The 19,465-nt window shown below is 58.0% G+C and carries 16 protein-coding genes and 1 pseudogene; 9 read left to right on the top strand and 8 right to left on the bottom strand.

All coding sequences use genetic code 11. The features are described 5' to 3' along the window. The first annotated feature begins 281 nt into the window (after positions 1-281). Together ACWIKB_RS22420 and ACWIKB_RS22415 are read left to right on the top strand one after the other, a co-directional pair. The gene (locus tag ACWIKB_RS22420; RefSeq protein WP_475269455.1) at positions 282-2,936 is read left to right on the top strand and encodes a hypothetical protein; all 2,655 of its coding nucleotides are present in this window, start codon (positions 282-284) and stop codon (positions 2,934-2,936) included. Continuing rightward, complete coding sequence (locus ACWIKB_RS22415) at positions 2,936-3,352, top strand: hypothetical protein (protein WP_475269454.1); 417 nt, start codon at positions 2,936-2,938, stop codon at positions 3,350-3,352. Before ACWIKB_RS22420 ends, ACWIKB_RS22415 begins: the two co-directional genes overlap by 1 nt. A gap of 318 nt (positions 3,353-3,670) precedes the next feature. Here ACWIKB_RS22415 and ACWIKB_RS22410 read toward each other — a convergent pair whose 3' ends face one another. Beyond that, entirely contained in the window at positions 3,671-4,612 is a 942-nt protein-coding gene (locus tag ACWIKB_RS22410; RefSeq protein WP_475269603.1) for a LysR family transcriptional regulator, read from the bottom strand. A 97-nt stretch (positions 4,613-4,709) separates the two neighbouring features. Between ACWIKB_RS22410 and ACWIKB_RS22405 the strand changes: the two genes are divergently transcribed. After that, a complete protein-coding gene (locus ACWIKB_RS22405) occupies positions 4,710-5,474 on the top strand; it encodes an SDR family oxidoreductase (protein ID WP_475269453.1) in 765 nt (254 codons plus the stop codon). Between the two features lie 252 nt (positions 5,475-5,726). On the opposite strand, the gene ACWIKB_RS22400 is transcribed toward ACWIKB_RS22405, so the two are convergent. Both ACWIKB_RS22400 and ACWIKB_RS22395 read right to left on the bottom strand, forming a co-directional pair. Further along, positions 5,727-6,149, bottom strand: coding sequence for an SgcJ/EcaC family oxidoreductase (locus ACWIKB_RS22400; protein WP_475269451.1), 423 nt, complete (start codon positions 6,147-6,149; stop codon positions 5,727-5,729). A 66-nt stretch (positions 6,150-6,215) separates the two neighbouring features. Next, positions 6,216-6,446, bottom strand: a complete 231-nt coding sequence (locus tag ACWIKB_RS22395; RefSeq protein ID WP_475269450.1) for a hypothetical protein — start codon at positions 6,444-6,446, stop codon at positions 6,216-6,218. 266 nt (positions 6,447-6,712) lie between these two features. Between ACWIKB_RS22395 and ACWIKB_RS22390 the strand changes: the two genes are divergently transcribed. Continuing rightward, entirely contained in the window at positions 6,713-6,874 is a 162-nt protein-coding gene (locus tag ACWIKB_RS22390; RefSeq protein ID WP_475269448.1) for a DUF2986 domain-containing protein, read from the top strand. A 3-nt stretch (positions 6,875-6,877) separates the two neighbouring features. Next, positions 6,878-7,789, top strand: coding sequence for a hypothetical protein (locus ACWIKB_RS22385; RefSeq protein ID WP_475269447.1), 912 nt, complete (start codon positions 6,878-6,880; stop codon positions 7,787-7,789). On the opposite strand, the gene ACWIKB_RS22380 is transcribed toward ACWIKB_RS22385, so the two are convergent. Then, entirely contained in the window at positions 7,786-8,265 is a 480-nt protein-coding gene (locus ACWIKB_RS22380; protein ID WP_475269446.1) for an Lrp/AsnC family transcriptional regulator, read from the bottom strand. The genes ACWIKB_RS22385 and ACWIKB_RS22380 overlap by 4 nt on opposite strands. Before the next feature lie 129 nt (positions 8,266-8,394). Between ACWIKB_RS22380 and ACWIKB_RS22375 the strand changes: the two genes are divergently transcribed. Together ACWIKB_RS22375 and ACWIKB_RS22370 are read left to right on the top strand one after the other, a co-directional pair. Continuing rightward, positions 8,395-9,849, top strand: coding sequence for an L-lactate permease (locus ACWIKB_RS22375; RefSeq protein ID WP_475269445.1), 1,455 nt, complete (start codon positions 8,395-8,397; stop codon positions 9,847-9,849). A 141-nt stretch (positions 9,850-9,990) separates the two neighbouring features. Continuing rightward, positions 9,991-10,917 carry a helix-turn-helix transcriptional regulator gene (locus ACWIKB_RS22370; protein WP_475269602.1) on the top strand — a complete coding sequence of 309 codons (927 nt, stop codon included), beginning with the start codon at positions 9,991-9,993 and terminating at the stop codon, positions 10,915-10,917. A 282-nt stretch (positions 10,918-11,199) separates the two neighbouring features. On the opposite strand, the gene ACWIKB_RS22365 is transcribed toward ACWIKB_RS22370, so the two are convergent. Beyond that, the gene (locus ACWIKB_RS22365) at positions 11,200-13,119 is read right to left on the bottom strand and encodes a tyrosine-protein phosphatase (protein ID WP_475269444.1); all 1,920 of its coding nucleotides are present in this window, start codon (positions 13,117-13,119) and stop codon (positions 11,200-11,202) included. A 317-nt stretch (positions 13,120-13,436) separates the two neighbouring features. Here ACWIKB_RS22365 and ACWIKB_RS22360 point away from each other — a divergent pair. Then, positions 13,437-13,703 (top strand): annotated as a pseudogene (locus ACWIKB_RS22360) (PAS domain-containing protein); the annotation flags it as partial. A 207-nt stretch (positions 13,704-13,910) separates the two neighbouring features. Continuing rightward, positions 13,911-15,002, top strand: a complete 1,092-nt coding sequence (locus tag ACWIKB_RS22355; RefSeq protein ID WP_475269601.1) for a methyl-accepting chemotaxis protein — start codon at positions 13,911-13,913, stop codon at positions 15,000-15,002. A 152-nt stretch (positions 15,003-15,154) separates the two neighbouring features. Here ACWIKB_RS22355 and ACWIKB_RS22350 read toward each other — a convergent pair whose 3' ends face one another. Genes ACWIKB_RS22350 through ACWIKB_RS22340 form a run of 3 tightly spaced genes read right to left on the bottom strand, consistent with a single transcriptional unit; the run spans position 15,155 to position 19,354 of the window. Next, positions 15,155-15,805, bottom strand: a complete 651-nt coding sequence (locus tag ACWIKB_RS22350; RefSeq protein ID WP_475269443.1) for a DUF1266 domain-containing protein — start codon at positions 15,803-15,805, stop codon at positions 15,155-15,157. Positions 15,806-15,815: 10 nt separating this feature from the next. Continuing rightward, positions 15,816-17,036, bottom strand: a complete 1,221-nt coding sequence (locus ACWIKB_RS22345; protein ID WP_475269442.1) for a hypothetical protein — start codon at positions 17,034-17,036, stop codon at positions 15,816-15,818. Continuing rightward, positions 17,027-19,354 carry a hypothetical protein gene (locus ACWIKB_RS22340; RefSeq protein ID WP_475269441.1) on the bottom strand — a complete coding sequence of 776 codons (2,328 nt, stop codon included), beginning with the start codon at positions 19,352-19,354 and terminating at the stop codon, positions 17,027-17,029. The genes ACWIKB_RS22345 and ACWIKB_RS22340 overlap by 10 nt, the downstream gene beginning before the upstream one ends. Positions 19,355-19,465: the final 111 nt, after the last annotated feature.

The raw sequence follows: 19,465 nt of genomic DNA, 5'->3' as shown, positions 1-19,465 counted from the left end.
CATCTGAGAGGCAGTTACCGGCCAGAAGCCCCCGTCCAGCTAGGGCGGTTCTCGGCCGCAGACGAACGTTGACCAACGGCTCTATTCAACCGAATGCAGCCTTAAAAGACGCTTGAGAAGCCAAGAGCGATTAAGTACTCGAGTCAGTTGACCATGGTTCCACGATGGGTGTTCAGGGCTTCCCTATGCCTTTAATATCGGCCCCCTCACAGATGTCATGGTCAAAACAGCTTGATACGAATACCAGGCGGGCCAAAGGAAATGGAAAGTAGGATTAAATTATGGAAAATCAGAGAAAGGTCGAGCACTGGGCGTATCCGTTCAAGCTAAAGCGAGCAGGTAATCAAAATTTCGAGGCGCAGGATCCAAAGCAATACTACGAAGCGCTGGCTAAGGCCCTGGGCGGGTTCTATCCGATGGGCATTAATGGTTCCTGGCATGGCGGAATTCATTTTGATAAAGGAACTGGTGATTTCCTCGACCAATCCTCAGTGTGCTGCATCGCCGATGGGCAGGTAATTGCATATCGAGTCGATGAGACGGCCCCCATCACAGAGTATTTCGGAGAGCATATGCGTGTTGTGCAAGCTCCCTATTCCACGGGACTTGTACTTGTCCGGCACCGACTCGAGATACCAAGCGCGAATAGCGACCAAACTGAGAACGCGCCGCCAGTTGGGGAGTTGAATTTTTACAGCCTCTACATGCATCTGCTTGACTGGGCTGGCTACCAGAAACACGACGCTCCTCTACCTCCGCCTCTCTTCGGCCCGATCATCTACAGCCCAAAAGCGGAGAAGTCGGTCGATAATTTTCTTGGAATGAGCACTAGAGCTGGTGCTCCCGGAACGGCCGGCCACAGTATAAAAAATGCTATTTTGCCCAAAGGTGTAAAGATCAGAACTGCCGAGTCAGCGCCTGCACCTAACGGGAAATGGAAGAAACTGAGCGCCGTACTCGAGGGGAATTCCATTCCCGAAACTATTAGTGAAGCATGGATCTATACCGGAGAGCTGGAGGCTGTTAGCCCCGACACATATTTAGTTTCTGTGCAGTCCAATGACTCCAGCTCTGAGTTGCTACCAGGGAAAGGGTTGAATATCTACAAAACTTCGAAGGGCAAACAAAAAAACTCAATCACTGCCGTCTTGCCACTAGGAGTGAAGCTGACTATCGAGGAAGGCAGTGGAGAGTTCCGGAAAATTAGCAGTTTCACTGAGGGCGTAAATACCTTCCCGCTTACAGCTGAGAGCTCCAAAAATATCCAGGGCTACGTAGCTATAAGTGCTTTGCAAGCACAACCAAGCAAGCCTATTACTGATACTTTTTATCTATTACCTGAACCTTACGAAATCAAGGCAGGGGAAATAGTCGGGCACTTAGGGCCCTATCAAAACGTCAATGACAGTGAGACCAGATCGCTCTTACATTTAGAGATATTTAGCTGTGATGACGTGCCGGCGTTTATAGCTAAAAGTCGGAACCATGCAAAAACTCTGGATGAAACACGAAAAACACTGCTAAAAATTCACAAAGGCGCAAGTCGGCTGATTGGGCACAAGGACAGTATTAATGCCCAAAACCCACCTAATATATGTCAGGAAGGTTCAATTGTTGGAGCTGACCTGATAATTCCTCAGCGGGTTCTCGAAGATCTGCCGACTTCCCATCGAATGACAGATACCAAAACCTTTTCCGTGAGCACTCCGCCTCAAGCTATTCGCTGGTGGCGTTTGGATAACTTGCTCGAAGACGACAAAGGTAAACCGATCAATGGCTGGCTTGCTGAGCAGGACTTGATAACTACTCGTCATAGCCCTTGGGAGTGGGAGGGTTTTGATTTCATTGAAGAGAGTGGAAAACCGGTTGAATATCTTGCCCATCTTCTGGACACACGAGGCATGCTCAGCAAAGAAGAGCGAGAAAACTATCGAGCCAAAATTAGTCAAGCGGATAATGGGCCTATCAAGCAAAGGCTTTACGACATCATCGACACTAATAAAGACAACAAATTTAGTATCGAGGAGATCCACTCTGCGTTAGCTAAGCTCTGGCATGCTCAATCAATATCACAACTGATGACACGTTATGAGAGTGAATGGTTTTGGAACGCTGCGAAATGGGATGAGCTCGATCCTCTGCTAGATCACACTCCCTCACAGCCTAACCTAAATTGGACTAATGAGAAAAAAAGAATCGAAAAGTTATCATGGTGGAAAGATGCTGGATTATCGGATGATGGGAAAGCATGGCACTTTCATTTAATGGGATTACTTGGCAACTTCACCTATCCAACTGATGATAATAATTTGAAGTGGCTGAAAGTGCCTTTCGGTCAACTAACTTTCGATGCTGAGGGGAACGACTTTGAAGATGCAGGTCATCCTTCCCATCGATATTTCAGCCGAGTCGTGCACTGGCCAGAAGGCGTGTCGGGGGTAACGATTGGTCGTGGCTACGATTTGGGTCAACAAGCTGATCCAAGAGCTGTCTTGATGAATGCTGGAGTAAAAGAGCCTCTGTTGTCATGGTTGGTAGGGGCTAAAGGTTTGCATGGGCAAGCCGCAAAAACATATTTAGATAGCGCAACTCAAGAAATCAGAAAGCATGTAATAACGCGAAAACAACAATATATGCTATTCATAGATGTCTACGAAACCATGAAAAAGGATGTTTTTAGGATTTCGGACGTAATTAGCAACCAAGAAAAATATGGTGTCCTGTCTTGGGACTCCATCAATAAAAAAATTCAAGATGTAATTATTGATCTCCGATATCGAGGAGATTACCACGTGCCTTCCAGAAAGTTTATTCAAGGGCCGTTTACTGGAAATGATCTAGCGAAAATAAAACAAGAAATGTCTAAGCATAGCAACTGGGTGGGCGTGCCTCCAAATAGGTTCGCAGAAAGAAATCGTTACTTGGAGAATAATTAATGCGCATTTTACATCTGACAGCTTACATGTTTTTTGGGCTGGCTTGCATCTCATCTGTGACGGCGGCCGAATTTGACTACAAGCGAGTCTACCAAGCAGATACAGGTAAAATAGACAAATACATAGTCAGATATTTGAGATCCTTCGACTCTCCATGCATCCGGGTGCAATCGCTTCTACCGGGTGGGAAGGGAAAAATACTAAAAGAAAAAGAGCTATGCTCCATTGACGGCAAGAGTTTTCTCGACGGGTTTACTCAGGTAGAGTTAAAAAAGGGAGAGTTCCAAGACGGAAAGTTGACTTTTATGTTTGAGATAATGCCGCTCGAGCCTGCACCTGAATTTATCAGAAAATGTACTGTTCCGTTCGATGATGGCGCACCTCAGGATCTTGTTTGTGAAACGATAACGCCATGATCTGAAAAATCCTTGGAGGAGCCATCGGCAATTATTCATTCCTAACTTGGGATTTAGGTGTCGGTGGCTTGACTGAAAACCATGCGTTGTTCTGTGGTGTGTCAGGTAAATACTTGCTGGATCGGAAGCGTTATGCATGCATCTGCTTCAACGCTTCTAAGATCGCTTCTCGCTGTAATCGCTTCATGCAGTTTGTCTATCGTCCGAATACAACGCTTCGAGGAGTGTCCGCTTTTGGCTGTCGATTACAGCCCTTCGCGACAGGCAGAAATCGGCCAAAAGCGGGCGGTCAGCTTTGGTTCAGAAAGAAACCTGACGCTACGCCTTCGCTACGATCTCGTCCCACGCGGTAGGGCTGGGAAATAGCTCGTTCAGGAAACCCACAAACGCCTTCACATTCGGGCTGCCTCGACGGCTCTCTGGCCACAAGGCCGTGATGGAGGAACGGTCGACTGCGAACTGTGGAAATAGCGGCTTCAGTTCTCCCCGTGCGACATAGGGCGCGGCGACATAGGTGGGTGAAATGCCAATGCCACCGCCAGCTGCAAGCACTGCGGCAACCGCATCGCTGGCGTCGATGACGATGGATGCGTCGGGCGCTATCTCCACCATTTGGTCCCCCACGTTGAATGGCCAACGCAGCGCTTGGCCCGAGCTCTGGTAGCGAAAATTCACGCAGTCATGGTCGACCAGGTCGCTGAGTTCCAGGGGCGTTCCGCGTTTGGCTAAATAGGCTGGAGAGGCGAAAGCGCAGATTCGATGCGGCCCCAGCGCGCGGGAGATAAGCCGCGAATCGGCCAGGTTGCCCACGCGCACAGCCACATCGATGCCTTGCGCAACGATGTCCACAAACTGATCGCCCAAGCGCAGGTCGATGGCGAGCTTGGGGTAGCGCTCACGAAACCTGGGAATCGCTGGCGCCAATATGTTCAGCCCGATAGGCGGCGGCGCGGTCACTTTCAAGGTGCCGGAGGGCTCAGCGCGCGAGGCCACTGCGGCCTGCTCGATGTCCTCTACTTCGCGCAGAATTCGTAGCGCGCGTTCGTAAAGATCCCGGCCTTCAGGTGTCAGGATCAACGAACGGGTGGTGCGGCTGAATAAACGCAGCTCGAAATGTTGCTCCAGGCGTTGCACGCTTTTGCTGATAGCGGACGGCGACACAGATAAATCGCGGGCTGCAGCGGTGTAGCTGCCTAAAGAAGCAGCGCGGGCAAAGGCAATAAGACCGGTAAGGCGGTCTAACCCTATTTGTTCCTTCATGGCACTAGTAAAGCGACTTATGGCCTGATTATCAATGTTGGCTCCAACCTTTAGTCTTTGCCCAACGACGCCATTCAGGCAGTCAAGGAGATCGATCATGAGCCATTCCACCAACCTCCAAACCGCATTTACCCAACAGCTACCCGCTCATCTGGAACGCCGCACGGTGGTGATTTTCGGCGGCACATCCGGTATCGGTTTAGCCGCCGCGATTCAAGCCAAATCCGCCGGGGCATCGGTGATCGTGATCGGCTCCAATGCCGAGCGCGCCGAGCAAGCGGCGACGGAACACGGGCTCGCCGGCTGGCGCGCCGCTGACGTCACCAACGGAGATGCTGTCTACGCCGCCTTGGCGGATATCCCTCATGTGGATCACCTGGTTCTACTCGCTGGCACATTTGTGGCGGGTAAAGTGCTGGACGCTGAAATCGACTACCTGCGTCGGGCGTTCGAAGAGCGTATATGGGCTTCGTTGCACGCCATCCGCGCGTTGGGAAATCGGTTGTCCAAGGACGGCTCCATCGTCTTTATTTCTGGCTGTTTGGCCGACCGGCCCAACGCCCATGGCACTGCTGTGATCGCTGCTGCATCGGCGGCAATGGAAGCGCTGGCACGTGGCCTCTCCCTGGAGCTGGCGCCCATCCGTGTGAACACCCTGTCCCCAGGCCCGATCGACACCCCCATTTTTAGCAAAGCCCTGGGCGAGGGGCGCGATGCGTACGTGAGCGCATGGGAACAGGTGCTACCGTTGCATCGCATCGGTACCTCCGCTGAAGCAGGCGCCGCTACCGTTTTCCTGATGACCAACACTTTTATGAACGGCGCCACGCTAAACATCGACGGCGGCGCTCGGCTGGTCTGAGTGACCTGCCTCGCACTGAGTCCATTTCAGGAACAACGCCATGACTGCGCCGGATGCGTTGCGGTTTAGGATTACTTCCGGCCAGAAGCGGCCTTCTTTTGTCCATTGCTTAAGATCAAAAGCTCGCGGCTAAAGCCCACCTACATGGGATCGTAGTTCCAAATAAAACTACCAGAACAGGAGTTTTATGCATAACGCCCCCATATCAGGTCCTACTAGCACACGAGCCCGACCGGTCGCTACCCCGTTACGCTATCCGCGCAAGATCGCCTCACCAGTTCGTGGGTCTGTGAGGGTCACGTTCTCAAGCGCTCTGATGCGCCAGCTCTCGTTGTGCATCGTCAACACGGCGAGAATCAGCGTATCCACTACTTGTGGGCCGGCCGGATGGGCGGCGCCGGCCGCCAGGCGACTCCAGAAATGTATGACTGCCACCCCGTCAGCGATATGAACGATATCGATCAGTTCGTTCTGGAGCGTAGAGTCGCGATAGATCGTTTCGTGAATGGGAACGTGGAGCGACACAATCTCTTCAACGCCCCGGACATAGTGTCCGAAACGATTTACGAACGTCGCGTCTTGATCGAACAGACCTCCTAGAGCAACCATGTCGTGATCATTCCAAGCCGCTTGGAATGCACCGGGTACATCTTCAGGTTTTTTCATCTTGGTCATAGGGGTGTGCCGTATGCCTCTTGGATGACTAAGGTGCATGCCTGGTCTCTGCACCCGTCATCAGTTTTATTGATCAACAACCTTGATCCGCGTCAGCCCTACCCGCTCAGCCTGCTCTAAAACCTCCACCGGCGTTGCGTCCGCGCTGGGCATGATCAGGCTATTCTCTCCATCCCCGAAATGCAGTTGTAGCAGGTGCATAGCCGCCTCGTGAATGGGCAGTTGAGGTTGCTTGAGTTCGAACACGTGGGTGCGGGGCTCGCCGTCGAACAGGTATTTCAGGGTGTAGTTGCGCATGGTGGATTCTCGTCAGGGAAGAAGTGCCGTTAACAATCCCGACTTATTGGACAGCGCTTGGTTCAACTATCAGGCAGCCGCCGGTGAATGGGCTCATGTCGTGTCTCCCCTGTGATTGGATAAGTGGGAGATATGAAAATAGCTTTCGCGAGCAAGGTCGCTCCACATTTGATTGACGTTGTTTGCAAATTTTCAGCCTGAACAGTCAATAAGTCCGCCCCCTATTTCGGATATCATTCGAGCGTTTTCAAGCCTGGTAGAAAGAGATGAATCGTCAAAAGAAATTACAGCAGCTGTTTAAGGCTAAAGCCAAAAAGGCCAGTGCCAAACTGGCACCGCAAAAAAAGGATAAGTACATCAGTAAGGCCGACCGGTTGAAGCTGGAGGCTGAAGGCGATCAGGACACCATCAGCTCCTCTGAAAGCTGATCCATGAGCGACGATACCTACACGCGATACATACGCTTTCAGACGCCCGATCCTGGCATTGCCCCACGGGAACAGGTGCTGATGCTTGCTCAGGAGAAAGCCTGGGCGTATGAGCGTGCTTCCGGGCATCGCTTCAGTTGGATCGCTGTGTTATTACCGCCGCTGTGTTTTGGTCCTGTTCTGCCGGGTATCGCGTTTTTACTGGGCCTGTTGCTCTATCGATCGTTGTTTGCCTCTGGCCTGGATATCGACCAGATCGTCGGAGATTCCTTTGTCTGGCTTGCGCTCGCGACGTTGCTCTTCATGGCGACCTGGGTGTTACGCAACTATCTGCGCGATACCCGCGACCCGACCAAACGCTATTGGCAGTCGATGCCGGATGAAGGTCTGGTCGAGCTTGAGCGCCATTCCCTGGAATCCGGAATCAACCTGTGGTCTTCCGATTACGACCCGGACTGCAACACCCTTATGCAGTGGAAAAACGGCAAGCTGGAATGCGTGCAGGACAGCGGTGTGTCGCAATGGGTCGTGGCGAAAACCACTGCGGGCCATTGGCTGGTGCTCAAAGAACAGTTTCCGGGCAATTTCAATTACGGACGGGTCGGGACAATGCCCGCGCCGGACAAGCACATGCAACCCGGCAAGGAACTGACGATCGCCTTCGCTCCTGGCACCAATCTCGCTCTCGGCCGACGTTTCAGCGGCGCGCAGATGCCATTGATGAACACGCCCTATTGGCTGTCTGCCGATGAGCTCAAGCGCCTTGCCGAGGTCGCCCATCACTGGACCTTTTTCCCTCCCGAGCGCTACGCCGTGGTCAATCAGCAGGACGCCGAGTGGGTGCAAAGGCTGGTGGACAAGGCGCAAGCCAGCGTCGGGCCCTGTCCGGAACGTCAAACCTCGACGCTGGTTTAGCTCGGCACCGCCAGCCCTACTTTCACACGATCCAGCGCCACGATGGTCTTGAACCACGTCACGTTGGCGTTTTCGGCAAACAATCGCCGGGCCAATGCCTGGTATTCCTGCATGCTGGCCACGGTCAACACCAGGACGAAATCCACCTCGCCGGTGACGTAGTAGCACTGCTGAACTTCGGGCACCGCGAAGTGTGCCTTCATCGCCTCCAGCGCCTCGATACTGGTGCGCTCGGCCATCACTTCCACAATGATCGTGATTGGTCGGCCGACGGCGGTAGGGTCGACGATGGCGACATTGCCAGTGATGACACCCCGTTCTTCCATTCGCTTGATGCGGCGCTGAACGGCAGCCGTGGAGAGATTGACCTGCTCGGCCATCACGCGCAGCGGTGTGGTGTTGTCGCGCTGGACGAGGTCGAGGATGGCGCGGTCGAATTTGTCCAGCAAGTCGGATGCAGCGTCGTTTTTTATCATAGTAGGCCGCGAGAAATTTTCTCGAAAACTACCAGAAAACCGCGACCCTTTATCCAGTCATGCGAAATATTATCTTGCCCACAGCCTGCACACGCAGCCTGCTCGGGAACTCACAAGGATATTTTTGGCATGGTCGCTTTGTTTCATCTTTCCCCGGTCTTGTTGGTGACAGCCATGCTCGTGGTGCTGCGCCGGCCGCCCGTTCACGCCGCTATCGTCGGCACTCTCCTCGTCATGGTGCTCTGGTTCGCCGGCGCTGCTGATGCGTGGCACCCGGGCAGTATGCTGGCGGCCGCCCGAGATACGGCGGTACTGTTTGCGAGTACGGCTTTCGTGATCGTACCGGGGCTGGCCTTCGTGATTTTTATCGAACGCCTGGGCGTCAACCTGGCGCTTAGCCAATGGGTGCGATCACTGGGCCTGAGGCGCGGTGATCAGCTGGTGTTTATCGTCCTCGGACTGGCGCCGTTGCTGGAAGCGATGACCGGTTTCGGTGTGTCATTGATCGCAACGGTGCCCCTGTTGCTCAGCCTCTTCGAACGTCGAGTCGCGTTGCGAATAGCGCTTGCCGGCATGGCAATCATGCCGTGGGGAACGCTGGGCCTGGCCTCGGTGATTGGCGCCTCGCTGGCTCACCTGGACGCCACCGCGCTGGCGTCGACCTCGGCGCTGATCAGCGCACCGGTTTTTCTGCTGCTCAGTGCGATGGCGCTATATCTGGCAGGCGTTCGTGAGTCGCGAGAATGGCGCGGGCTCGGCGCTTTCTGGTTGCTGTTTGTGGCGGTGCTCTACAGTGCCAGTCGGTGGCTGGGGCCGGAAGTGGCCGGCGTGGCTGCGGGCCTGGTGACGGCAGTTGCGGTGCTGTCTGCCGGGCTGTGGCGCCAGCGCCGCAGTGATGGCGAACACGGTGCAGTGCAGTGGCCGCGTCAGGCGTGGCCATATCTGGTGCTGATTGTCTGCATTGTCGCGTTGAAGACGCTGTGGACGATCACCGCTTGGCAGGACCTCTGGATCGTTCAAGGCGCCCAGGTCACCTGGAAGCCACTGGCATCACCTGGGGTGGCGCTGATTCTGGTGCTGATCGGGCTGGGGTTTCACGCGCGCAATATCCAACGCCCGGAAGGCTCCGACATCAGCCTGCCTGCTGCGTTGGCGACGCGTGCGAAGCGGCCATTGCTGACCATTTTCTTCTTCCTCGCGATGTCGCAGATGATGGTGAAGGCCGGCTTCCTGGCGGGTTTGATGCAATTGCTGACGGGCCTGTCGTCCACCGCCGCGACGTCGCTGGTTGCCATGCTGGGCGCGCTGTCAGGCTACATGACCGGGTCGAATGTGGGCGGCAACGCGATCTTCATGCCAGCCATCGCAATGCTGCCCGAGCCCTCTCGACTCTTGCTGGCAGCGGTGCAGAACAGTGCTGCAGGACATGCAGCGCTGGGCTCACTGTCGATCGTCATGCTGATCCTCGGACTGGCTAAAACCCAGGCAAAGGAAGAAAGCGAACTGGTCCGGTTTGGCTTCGCGCTGGTCTGTCTCAATACGGCGTTGGTCGCGTTGGGTGCCGGGTTACTGAGCGCATGGTGAAAACCGCGGGCGTCACAATCTCGTCACGCCCACCTGCTATCTTCCTCGCGCGTCCCGCCCTGCCCCGTTGCCCGACCCAAGGTGCCCCTGAAGGTGTTCTCAACCTCGACACGCCAGCAAATCATCCTCAGATCCAACGACATGCGCTGCGACGACTTTGGCGCGTTGTTCTCAAAGATGTTCGGCAACCGCTACGCCGACACGCCGCCCCCACCGGGGCATATCATCATCGGCGGAGTCTACGGCCGACACGAAGGCGTAAGTTTTCGGCGCATGCATTACCGGGGCGACTTCACGGTAGCGTTTCCCGATCCCGTGGATGAAATCACTTTCGTCATCCCGACTGCCGGCAAGATCGTCTTCAATCACGCAACCGAGTCAGTGGGCGTTGCCCATGTCGGCCTGGCCATCGACAAGGCCGATGTGCGCTCAATGCGCTTTATCGACAATCATGCGCAGCACGGGATGTCGATCAAACGAGGGCTACTCACCGAGCGACTGTCGACGCTGCTGGGCAAGCCGATCTTGAACAAGCTGGTTTTCGCGCCGGAGGTGGATCTGAATACTGCGGCTTTTCAGGGCATCAAGGCCTTGATCGACCTGGCCACGGGAACCGAGTTCGACCTGCTGATCAACGCCGGCACGCTGATGCCATCGCGCCTGCGGGAGATTCTGGTCGACGCGGTGCTGGAGGCCTGGCCACACAACTTTACCCAAGCCCTTCGGCGCCCTGCCCCGCAGATAGCGCCACGGCATGTGAAGCTGGCGGTCGAGTACATTCAGGATCATCCGGATAATCTGGTCAGCGGCACGGATCTGGCGCGGCTGAGCAACGTCAGTCAGCGTGCTTTGCAGGATGGGTTTCGGCGGTTCGTGGGTACTTCGATTGTGGCCTACCAGCGGCAAGTGCGTTTGGAGCGTGCCTACGATGCACTGGTGAACAGTGCTGCGACGTCCGTGACCGATGTGGCTTTGCGCTACGGTTTTAGCAACGTCGGCAGGTTTTGCCAGTACTTCCAGAACGCCTACGGCGTCAGCCCGGCGGAAGCGAAAAACCGCCGGCGCTGACTGGATCGCACCACGAAACAAATGTGGGAGCGAGCCTGCTCGCGAAAGCGATAGACCAGCCAACATTGTTGCTGAATGGAAAACCGTATTCGCGAGCAGGCTCGCTCCCACAGGATCAGGTGTCGGATGCAATCCCCCCGAATGACACCGAACAAATGTAGGAGCGAAGCTTGCTCGCGAAAGCGGTGGGTCAGCCACATCAATGCTGAATGTGCCGGCCTCTTCGCGGGCAAGCCTTGCTCCTACAGGGGATTGGTGTTTACAGGGCAATCTGCAATTCCATCAGAACAGATAGCTGGCCTTAAGGCCGCCGCTGAAGCCATGGCTGTCACCGCCGCCACTGGCACCGACTTCCGCGCCCACGCTCAGTGCGCCAAGGTTGGCCATGAGATTGACGCCACCAGTGAACTGATCGCGGTTGTCGAAGGCGGCTCGCTGTTCGATGTCCAGGCCCAACAGGTGACCTTCGCTGTCGACGGTGTGTTCACCCAGCACATGCTCGTAGCCCACCTCGACTCCCGGCACCAGATTCCACGCCCCCATGCCAATCGGCGCGAACGATGCCTTGAGATTCGCCACCGCACTACGGCGGGTGGCCTGGATGCCATCGACGTCAAGGGCCAGTTCGCTGCCCTTCTCCTTGAAGCCCGACAAGTCCAGGTGACTGACGCGCACACCGAGGCTTGGCTCAAGAATCATCCCGTTCAGCGGCAAACGGTAGCCCAGCGCCAGGCTTGCGCCGGAGAGATTGCCATGGCTATCGCCCTTGGCCGAACCAAGGCCACCGCCGAGGTCGCGTTTGCTGTCGTAGTCGAGCCAACCGGCGTTGAGGTCTGCATCGACAAACAGCCCGCGCTCCAGACCGTCCGGTGCAAAGCGTGCGCCCACGGAAAAAAAGGTCAGGTCAGTATCCGCCTCGCCACCCGCCCCGCCGACGTTGCCGCGACTGTAGCCGAAACCGCCATGAGCGCTGAGTTGCTCGGAGAAACGCTGGGTCAGGCCGACCATCAAGCCTTGGCTGTGCTCGTTGCTGCTGGCGACATGAGACGAGCCGTCAGTACCCAGATAACCCGCCAGCGCCGTGCTCCACAAACGGTATTGGCCGACTTTGAGGTCCGTGCCACTGCTGAATGGCGCCGCTGCCTGATCGATCATCGCGCCCTGACGCAACAGGTAACTGGCGGCGTCCGCATGCACCTGCCCACCGACGGTGGACTCGACACCGCCAAGGCTGCCGGCATCGATGGCTGACTGCAGGTAATAGTTATAGGCGCTGTAGGTGCCGGACAGATTGCTGTTCTGCAACTGCTGCAACAGTTGAGCGCCAGCGGCGGCGTTGCCGATCAGGCCAGCCTGGCCCGGCAGGCTGTTGTACTCGACCATTTTGCCGCGCAGTACGTAAAGGGTTTCCTGGGACAAACCCAGGCCTTGCTTGAGGTAGTTGTCCATGCTGCCGTACTGCGCCGTGACCTGATCCAGACCGGCTTGCAGGTAACTGGCCTCGACGCCGAGCAAAGGCGCATAGATCGCGGCCATACTCGCCGGCATCGCCGCCAACGTCGCCTTCATACGTGCAGCGGTGTAGTCGTTGGTAGCGAGGTAATTGCTCATGATCGTGGCGCTGTCGACCCCGGCAATACTCAGCAGTACGGCGGCGGTCCAGCCCGTCCGGTCTTTACCGGCGGTGCAATGGAACAGCGCGGCGCCGTCGACACTGGCCAGCTCATTGAACAGCCGGGTGAACTGGCCGCGCATCCCCGCGTCACTGACGAACGCCCGGTTGGTCTGCTGCATCATGGCGATGGCATCGGCGGCGCTTTTGAACGAGACCGTGGTGATGTTCGAGCCCGACGTAGTGCTGCCGATGATGTCGATGTTCTCGTAAGTCGCCCCCGTGAGCAGCGTGTCGGGCGTGGCAGCGATCTCGCTCGGCGTGCGCAGGTCGTAAACAGCCTTGATGCCAAGGCTGTTCAACGTGGCCAGATCCGCCGCCGACGGCGTCAGCGCATTGGAGCGGTAAAACACACCGGCGCGCATCGTGCCGTCATTGGCCGTGGAGTACGCAGTGGTGGTGCCGGCAATATCACGGAAATTGTCGATGCTGCGAAGGCGTGGAGTATCGAGGGTCGTGGTTTCGGCGGCCTGGGCAGCGGCGATGGACAGGCTCAAAACGGACAGCGAACACAGAAGACGTTGAAACACAGGGCAGCCTCATTGAAAACGCGTTGGGCTGCCTATTATCTGCATTGATGTGAAACCGAATATGACAAATGGCCAAAGGATGAAAATGCCTGCGCGATGTGGCCACAGGGTTCGTTTTCTGTACGTGGAGCTGTCCGTGAAGCCGATGGGTAACCTTAGTTGGAATAACGCGTTGACCGATTGAATCCACAGCCAGAAGTAGCCTTTAAGGAGCCACACCTTCTTTTCGGACGTATAACCTGCCCTTTTAGAATTACCCATTAACCTTTCTCATATTGCAGCCGATCCCTCTACCTTAGGGCATAGGAGCAATACAGATGAGAAACAACCAACCGGTTACGCAGCGCGAGGTTGCCCTTGGGCCTCAACAAAAACTCATCTCCACAACGGATGCGCGGGGCGTCATTACGTACTGCAATGACGCCTTCGTCGAGATCAGCGGTTTCAACAAGTCCGACCTGATCGGCGCGCCTCAAAACATCGTTCGTCACCCCGACGTGCCCTCCGCCGTCTTTGCCCATATGTGGGGCGCGCTCAAGCTTGGCAAGCCGTGGATGGGCATCGTCAAGAACCGCTCGAAAAACGGCGACCACTACTGGGTCAATGCCTACGTCACGCCGATTTTCGAGGGGCGTGAGGTTGTGGGCTATGAATCGGTCAGGGTCAAGCCGACAGCCGAGCAGATCCGTCGCGCTGAAGCCCTCTATAAACGCATCAGCCTGGGCAAGTCGGCCGTCCCGGCCAGTGATCAATGGCAACCCGCCCTGCTCGCCTGGCTGCCGGTGTTGACCATGGGCCTGGTGGGTGCATTGGGCGGTGTGTTCCTCGGCATGTCGGAGGCGATCATCCTGGCTGTCGGGGTATCGGTGCCACTCGGGCTGTGGGTGTCGAGTCGGCAAAACCGCGGCGCGCTGCATCTGCTGGAAATGGCTGAAGCCTCAACTTGCGACGCGTTGCTGGCCAAAATGTACAGCGACGAACGTGGCCCCCAGGCACGCCTTGAAACAGCGTTTGTCAGCCAGGCCTCGCGGCTCAAGACGTGCCTCACCCGGCTGCAGGATACGGCTGAGCAACTGACCAGTCTGGCCGGCCGATCCGACGGCCTCGCCGCCGACAGTTCCCGTGGGCTTGACCGCCAACGGGTCGAGACCGAGCAGGTGTCGGCAGCGGTCAATCAGATGGCGGCCACCACACAGGAAGTCGCCAGTCATGTCCAGCGCACCGCCGACGCAACTCAGGAAGCCAATTTGTTGACCGGACGCGGACGCGATGTGGCCCGGGACACCCGCGCAGCCATTCAGCGCCTCTCGGTGGTGGTGGGTGAAACCGGGCTGACAGTCGCGCAACTGGCCAAGGACAGCAATGAAATCGGCACGGTGGTCGATGTGATTAAGGGCATTGCCGACCAGACCAACCTGCTGGCGCTGAACGCCGCCATCGAAGCCGCGCGTGCGGGCGACATGGGACGAGGCTTTGCGGTGGTCGCCGATGAAGTGCGCCAGTTGGCGCAGCGCACGACGGAGTCCACGACGCAAATTCATGGGCTGATTTCCAAGCTGCAGGTCTCGTCCAACAATGCGGTGAAAACCATGGAAAGCGGTCATCGCCAGGCCGAAGAAGGCGTGGCGTGGGTGCTTGAGGCAGATAAAGCATTAGTCGGCATTAGTGAAGCGGTGGCGAACATCACGGACATGACTACCCAGATTGCCGCTGCGACCGAAGAGCAAACCGCCGTGGCCGAGGAAATCAGCCGCAATATTACAACCATTGCCAACCTGGCGGATCAGACGTCTGAACAGGCCAGGCATTCGGCAGAGCTGAGCAAGGAACTGACCCAGACCGCTAAAACTCAGTATTCATTGGTCGAGCGATTTAACCGATAACCCATCAATTTTCTTAAAAAAGCCCGCTCCAGAGGGCGCGACGCAACACTGGCCCTGCCCTGCTCGTCGGCGATGAAATACTCCAACTGGCGGAAGGTGGAGCCGCTCATCGCAATGCCCCCTCTCGGATGCTTGAACCAACAGCTGCGCCGCTACGCCAGAGCCGGGTTCAACGCCGCTGGCGTATGCCAGGGTATATTGGCCCAGGCACCGCTGCCGGGCGCCAGCAACTGGCGCAGATACTGCTCGTTGAACGCTTCGCCCAGCGAGTCGACGCGAAACGCCGCCACCCACTGCTCACGCCCCAGCTTATAGGCCTTGCCGAAATCTTCCCAACTGTCGAAACAGTCCTGCGCCCGCTGCGCATTGAGCAGCAGCACACGCCAGGCGAGATCGGGCTCGAGCCAACGCATCAGCAACGCACAACGGACCAGAAACGCCACCCGCGCGCAGGCAAAGGCCATGGCCGCACGCGGCTCATCGCCGGCCGTCAGCGCCTGCAGGTCGAGGCTGTACCATTGCTGTTCGAGGGTCGCACTGAAGTGCGACCGCGCCGCCTCGTCATTGCAATTGCTGCGTATCCCGGCCTGATGCAGCAACGCAGCACGCACGATCGTCTGCGCCTGCTCGGTGAAGTGATCGCACGCCGGCGAGTAGAAGCCCTCGATTTCCATCGCATCGGCCATGGGCCTGGCCAGCAGCAGCGACCAGTGCTTGCGCTGGCTGAACAACGGCGCGCCGCGTGGTCGGAATGCTCGCCACAACAACCAGGCTGAAACAACAACTGCGATAAACAAAAACATGCTGTTCTCCTTACCTTGCCCGGGCCTGCCAGGCCTGGATTTCCTCGGCCTGGGGCGCGGTCATGTCAGGCCACGGCACACCTTCGGTCAGGTACAACGGGTCATCAGGCTGACGCTCAATGCGTTTACTGAAAATATGCCGGGTGGCGTACTTGACCGACACCGCCTGCGGGGCAATTTGCAAGAACTGCTGCGGCTGACGCCCGGCCACCAGCCATTCGACCATGGCCGAAGGCGCATCGAGGCGCTCGTGCAGTTGCGGATAACGGGCCACCAGACGAGTCTGGGCGGTCGGGTCGCTGACCTCTTCGATGCGTAGCCAGCCGGCTTCGGTGCGCACGATGCCGATGGCGATGCAGTCGGCGGGCGTCTGCTGGTCGGTGCCCAGGGCATTCAGACACTGCAGCAGGTCCTGGTAATAGCGCTCGACCGGCGGCCGGTTCTGCTTGCCCTTGACCTGCTCGACGGTCAAGGTGCCGTCGGCCTGGACGAGCAGGCTGATGGTGATGTGTGGCTGGCCCTGGCCGTCGCGAAAACTGAACACGCGCATGCGCCGCTGCTCCACCGCTTCGGCATAGCGCTCGCCGTAGCCGCCGGTCAAGGCGCGGCGATCGGCGAACTGGCCCAGGCAGTGGCGCATCACGTAGCTTTCAAAGGCCATTTCCGCGCGCAGCAAAGAACTCTCGGGGCGCAGCTCCTGCAATACGTGCTCAGCGGTGGTCACCCGCGTGAGCAAGGCCTCGGGCTGGCTCTGGCGCCAGCCCTGCTCGACCCGCGCAGCCATCTGCGCGTGTTCCTTTTGCCACAGCGCAAGCGCCTGCGGGCAGTTGATACGGTCGAGCTTGCCGGCCAGCGCCGAGCCCTGACGCGAGGTCAGGAACTCCACCAACAAGGCCTCCTGGGCCAGCAGTGGCGCCTGCTGCGGATCGACCCAGACCAGCGGCGCAAGCGCCTGCTGCGAATCTTTACCGGCGTCGCTTAAATGCCTGGCCACCCATGACGGCGGCTCGGTTCCCAGTGCCTCGACAGCCTGCTCCAGAGTCAGGATCCGCCGCGCAGGCTGGAAGTTACCGACCAGATGACGGTAGAAATGGTTGAGCAACCATTTGCCCACCTCTGGCGCATCACCGCGGGCCTTGCTGCGCTCGGCAATGCCGCGCTTGAGTTGATCGGCATTGAGTACGTTGCGCGGGGCGTAACCGGACTGTCGCAGCTCCGGCGTCACTTCCATATCTGCCACCAGGCCTTGCCGGCCGGTTTTTCCGGAGCCTGCAGCTCGGCGATGATCCGGCGGAAGATTTCATTGTTGCCCCGGTCAACGTCGTTGTTCGGATCACTGCGCAGGATGGCGCGCTGGTAATAGGCCAGGGCTTCTTCCTTGCGCCCGAGGCCCTTGAGCACATCACCGGCGCAGCCCAGCAGGGAGGGTTCATCGCGTTCATCGATGTGCGGCGCGTAACGTAGCCACAGGCTGGTGGCCGCCTCCGGCAGACTGTACGACAGGTACATGGCAACTTTCGTCCGTACAAACAGCGGCGAATACTCCAGCTCCTTGTCGCTGATTCCGCGCTCTTCTTGCCATTTGAGAATACGCTCCAGCCAGATCAGAATCTCGCGTTCGCGGTCCAGGCGGTACAGGGCGCGGGTAACGTCCTGCAGGTATTCTTCCGGGTCGTGGCGGCTGTAGCCAAAGTCGGCTGCGTAGTGCCAGAGCTGTTCGGCGGCTTCGGCGATGCCCGGGTTATCCTCCAGCAGAATGCGGTTGTGGAGGATGCCCTGATAATGTTCTGCGAACGAGCTGGCAGCGATGCCGCGGGTATGCAGCTCAAGGGCCTGCTCATACATGCGTTGGTCGTTGTAGCAGCGATAGTTGATCGCCAGGTTGTTGCAAAGCATCGAGTACAGGTGCGCGCAGGCATCGAAGCGGTGCCCGCGACCGCTGGCGAAGCATTGCTCCATACGGGCCTGGCCGTGTTCGTAGGCAACCTTTTGTACTTCGCGCAGCAGCGACCAGGCCTGATTTGCCTCCTCGCTCGAGAGCTTCTCGACTTGCGCTTCGACCAGGTCGTCGATGGCGTTCGCGAACTGGTAGTAGTACATGCCACTGGCCATTGGCGGCAAGGGTTGGCGCAAGGCATCGATAATGCCGAACACACTGGCATGAGCGCTGAACAGGCTGAAGGCACTGCGGTTGTCCTGCATATCGCCGGCCGGGACGGCCTCGCGCAGCATCGTAAGTTCGGTATTGGCGTCGATGCGCCCGGCCTGGTGTTCACGCACCGCCATCAGGCGGGTGATCCACGGGTGGTTCGGCGAGCGGCGCCGGGCTTCTGCAAGGGCCAGGGCGAAGACGTTGTCGATTTGCTCAAGGTCATGGCGCGCGGCATGCAGTGCATCGAGCAGCGGGCCCTGGGACGGCGTCGACTCGTCACGCCACGGCAGGCCGGAAATGAACCGCTCCAGCACCGCTTGATCGTCACAGGCACGCATCACGCACAACGGCCACCACGCGGACTGGTCCTGGGCATCGAGCAGGCGATCGTGTACCCAGAAGGCTGTGCCCGGCCACATTTCGCCGCGCCTTTCATAGATTTCCATGAACGCACGTTGCCCGGCCTCGTCGATCTGGCCGTTCTCAAGCAGCCAGGGAAAGTGGAAATCAACGAAATTGTCACCGCCGCTGGACTCCAGGCTCAGGGCCGCCACTTCACAGATTTTCAATGCGCCGGCCAGGTCGCCCTGGGCCTGTAGTGAACGGGCGGCCAGACGCGCCAGGCGCACTTCCCATTCCCGGCGCTGGGGCAGCGACAATTCGGCGATCAACCGCACCACAGGTTGCTCGAACATCGCTAGGCGCAACGGCACGATGTCGATCAGCGCATCGCCCAGCCACAGCCAGTCGTTACCGTCGACATCCTGATCTTCGCCGGCGGTACGCAACGCGGCAATTGCCGCCAGCGCGGCGTCGCGAGCCTCTTCGTCACGTTCATGGGCGGCCAGCACCCGGGCCCGGCGCCGGTGTTGATCGGCATCGTCCCAGGCCCGCAGGGCGCGACGGCCGGGGTTGATCAGGGCCAGGGTGTGACGCACCTCGATGGCCTTGAGGGCGACGTCGAGGGTGGTGTGCTGCAGGTCGTCGAAAATGCGGTAGCGCCGGTACTGCTCGATGTCGAACAGCAGCCGCTCGTTGGTCAATTGCTGCAGGGTGTCGAGCGCCTGCAGCAGGCCCTGCTCGTCTTTGAAGTAGTTGCCCAGTCGCAGTTGGTAGATCAGCAGGTTGACCTTGAGTTCGTTGCGCGCCTCGTCAGGCGTAGCCTCGATCAGTGCCTGGCCGTCGTCGGCCAGTACCGCTTTGGCCGCGTCAGCGTCACCGGCATTGACCCACAGCACGTGCAGACGGTCGATCGACTCCAGCGAGGCCGCCTTGAGCGGCTGGGCGCGCAGCTGGCCCAGCAGGTAGTCGGCACCGTGTTCCTGATGCTCGACCTCAAGACGGTCCATGAATTGATCCAGCTGGATGCCGGACAGCACGGTGCTGTTTTGCGTCATTGTGAACTCCATTTGCGAATGACTGTGCATCGCCCGATGCGTCCTGCGCAGCGCCCTTGAGTGGCGCAGCAGGTACCCGCGTGCGTCTGCCTTGGACAGGCAACGATGACG

This window comes from Pseudomonas sp. 5Vm1k, from assembly GCF_056161485.1.
Note: the sequence above shows the minus strand (reverse complement) of the source record. Positions and strands in the feature narration are given on the sequence as shown.

Bases quoted from the DNA above. Each gene is read 5' to 3' on its own strand.
- ACWIKB_RS22420 (WP_475269455.1), top strand. From the start codon at position 282: ATGGAAAATCAGAGAAAGGTCGAGCACTGGGCGTATCCGTTCAAGCTA.
- ACWIKB_RS22415 (WP_475269454.1), top strand. From the start codon at position 2,936: ATGCGCATTTTACATCTGACAGCTTACATGTTTTTTGGGCTGGCTTGC.
- ACWIKB_RS22410 (WP_475269603.1), bottom strand. From the start codon at position 4,612: ATGAAGGAACAAATAGGGTTAGACCGCCTTACCGGTCTTATTGCCTTT.
- ACWIKB_RS22405 (WP_475269453.1), top strand. From the start codon at position 4,710: ATGAGCCATTCCACCAACCTCCAAACCGCATTTACCCAACAGCTACCC.
- ACWIKB_RS22400 (WP_475269451.1), bottom strand. From the start codon at position 6,149: ATGACCAAGATGAAAAAACCTGAAGATGTACCCGGTGCATTCCAAGCG.
- ACWIKB_RS22395 (WP_475269450.1), bottom strand. From the start codon at position 6,446: ATGCGCAACTACACCCTGAAATACCTGTTCGACGGCGAGCCCCGCACC.
- ACWIKB_RS22390 (WP_475269448.1), top strand. From the start codon at position 6,713: ATGAATCGTCAAAAGAAATTACAGCAGCTGTTTAAGGCTAAAGCCAAA.
- ACWIKB_RS22385 (WP_475269447.1), top strand. From the start codon at position 6,878: ATGAGCGACGATACCTACACGCGATACATACGCTTTCAGACGCCCGAT.
- ACWIKB_RS22380 (WP_475269446.1), bottom strand. From the start codon at position 8,265: ATGATAAAAAACGACGCTGCATCCGACTTGCTGGACAAATTCGACCGC.
- ACWIKB_RS22375 (WP_475269445.1), top strand. From the start codon at position 8,395: ATGGTCGCTTTGTTTCATCTTTCCCCGGTCTTGTTGGTGACAGCCATG.
- ACWIKB_RS22370 (WP_475269602.1), top strand. From the start codon at position 9,991: ATGCGCTGCGACGACTTTGGCGCGTTGTTCTCAAAGATGTTCGGCAAC.
- ACWIKB_RS22355 (WP_475269601.1), top strand. From the start codon at position 13,911: ATGGGCCTGGTGGGTGCATTGGGCGGTGTGTTCCTCGGCATGTCGGAG.
- ACWIKB_RS22350 (WP_475269443.1), bottom strand. From the start codon at position 15,805: ATGTTTTTGTTTATCGCAGTTGTTGTTTCAGCCTGGTTGTTGTGGCGA.
- ACWIKB_RS22345 (WP_475269442.1), bottom strand. From the start codon at position 17,036: ATGGAAGTGACGCCGGAGCTGCGACAGTCCGGTTACGCCCCGCGCAAC.
- ACWIKB_RS22340 (WP_475269441.1), bottom strand. From the start codon at position 19,354: ATGACGCAAAACAGCACCGTGCTGTCCGGCATCCAGCTGGATCAATTC.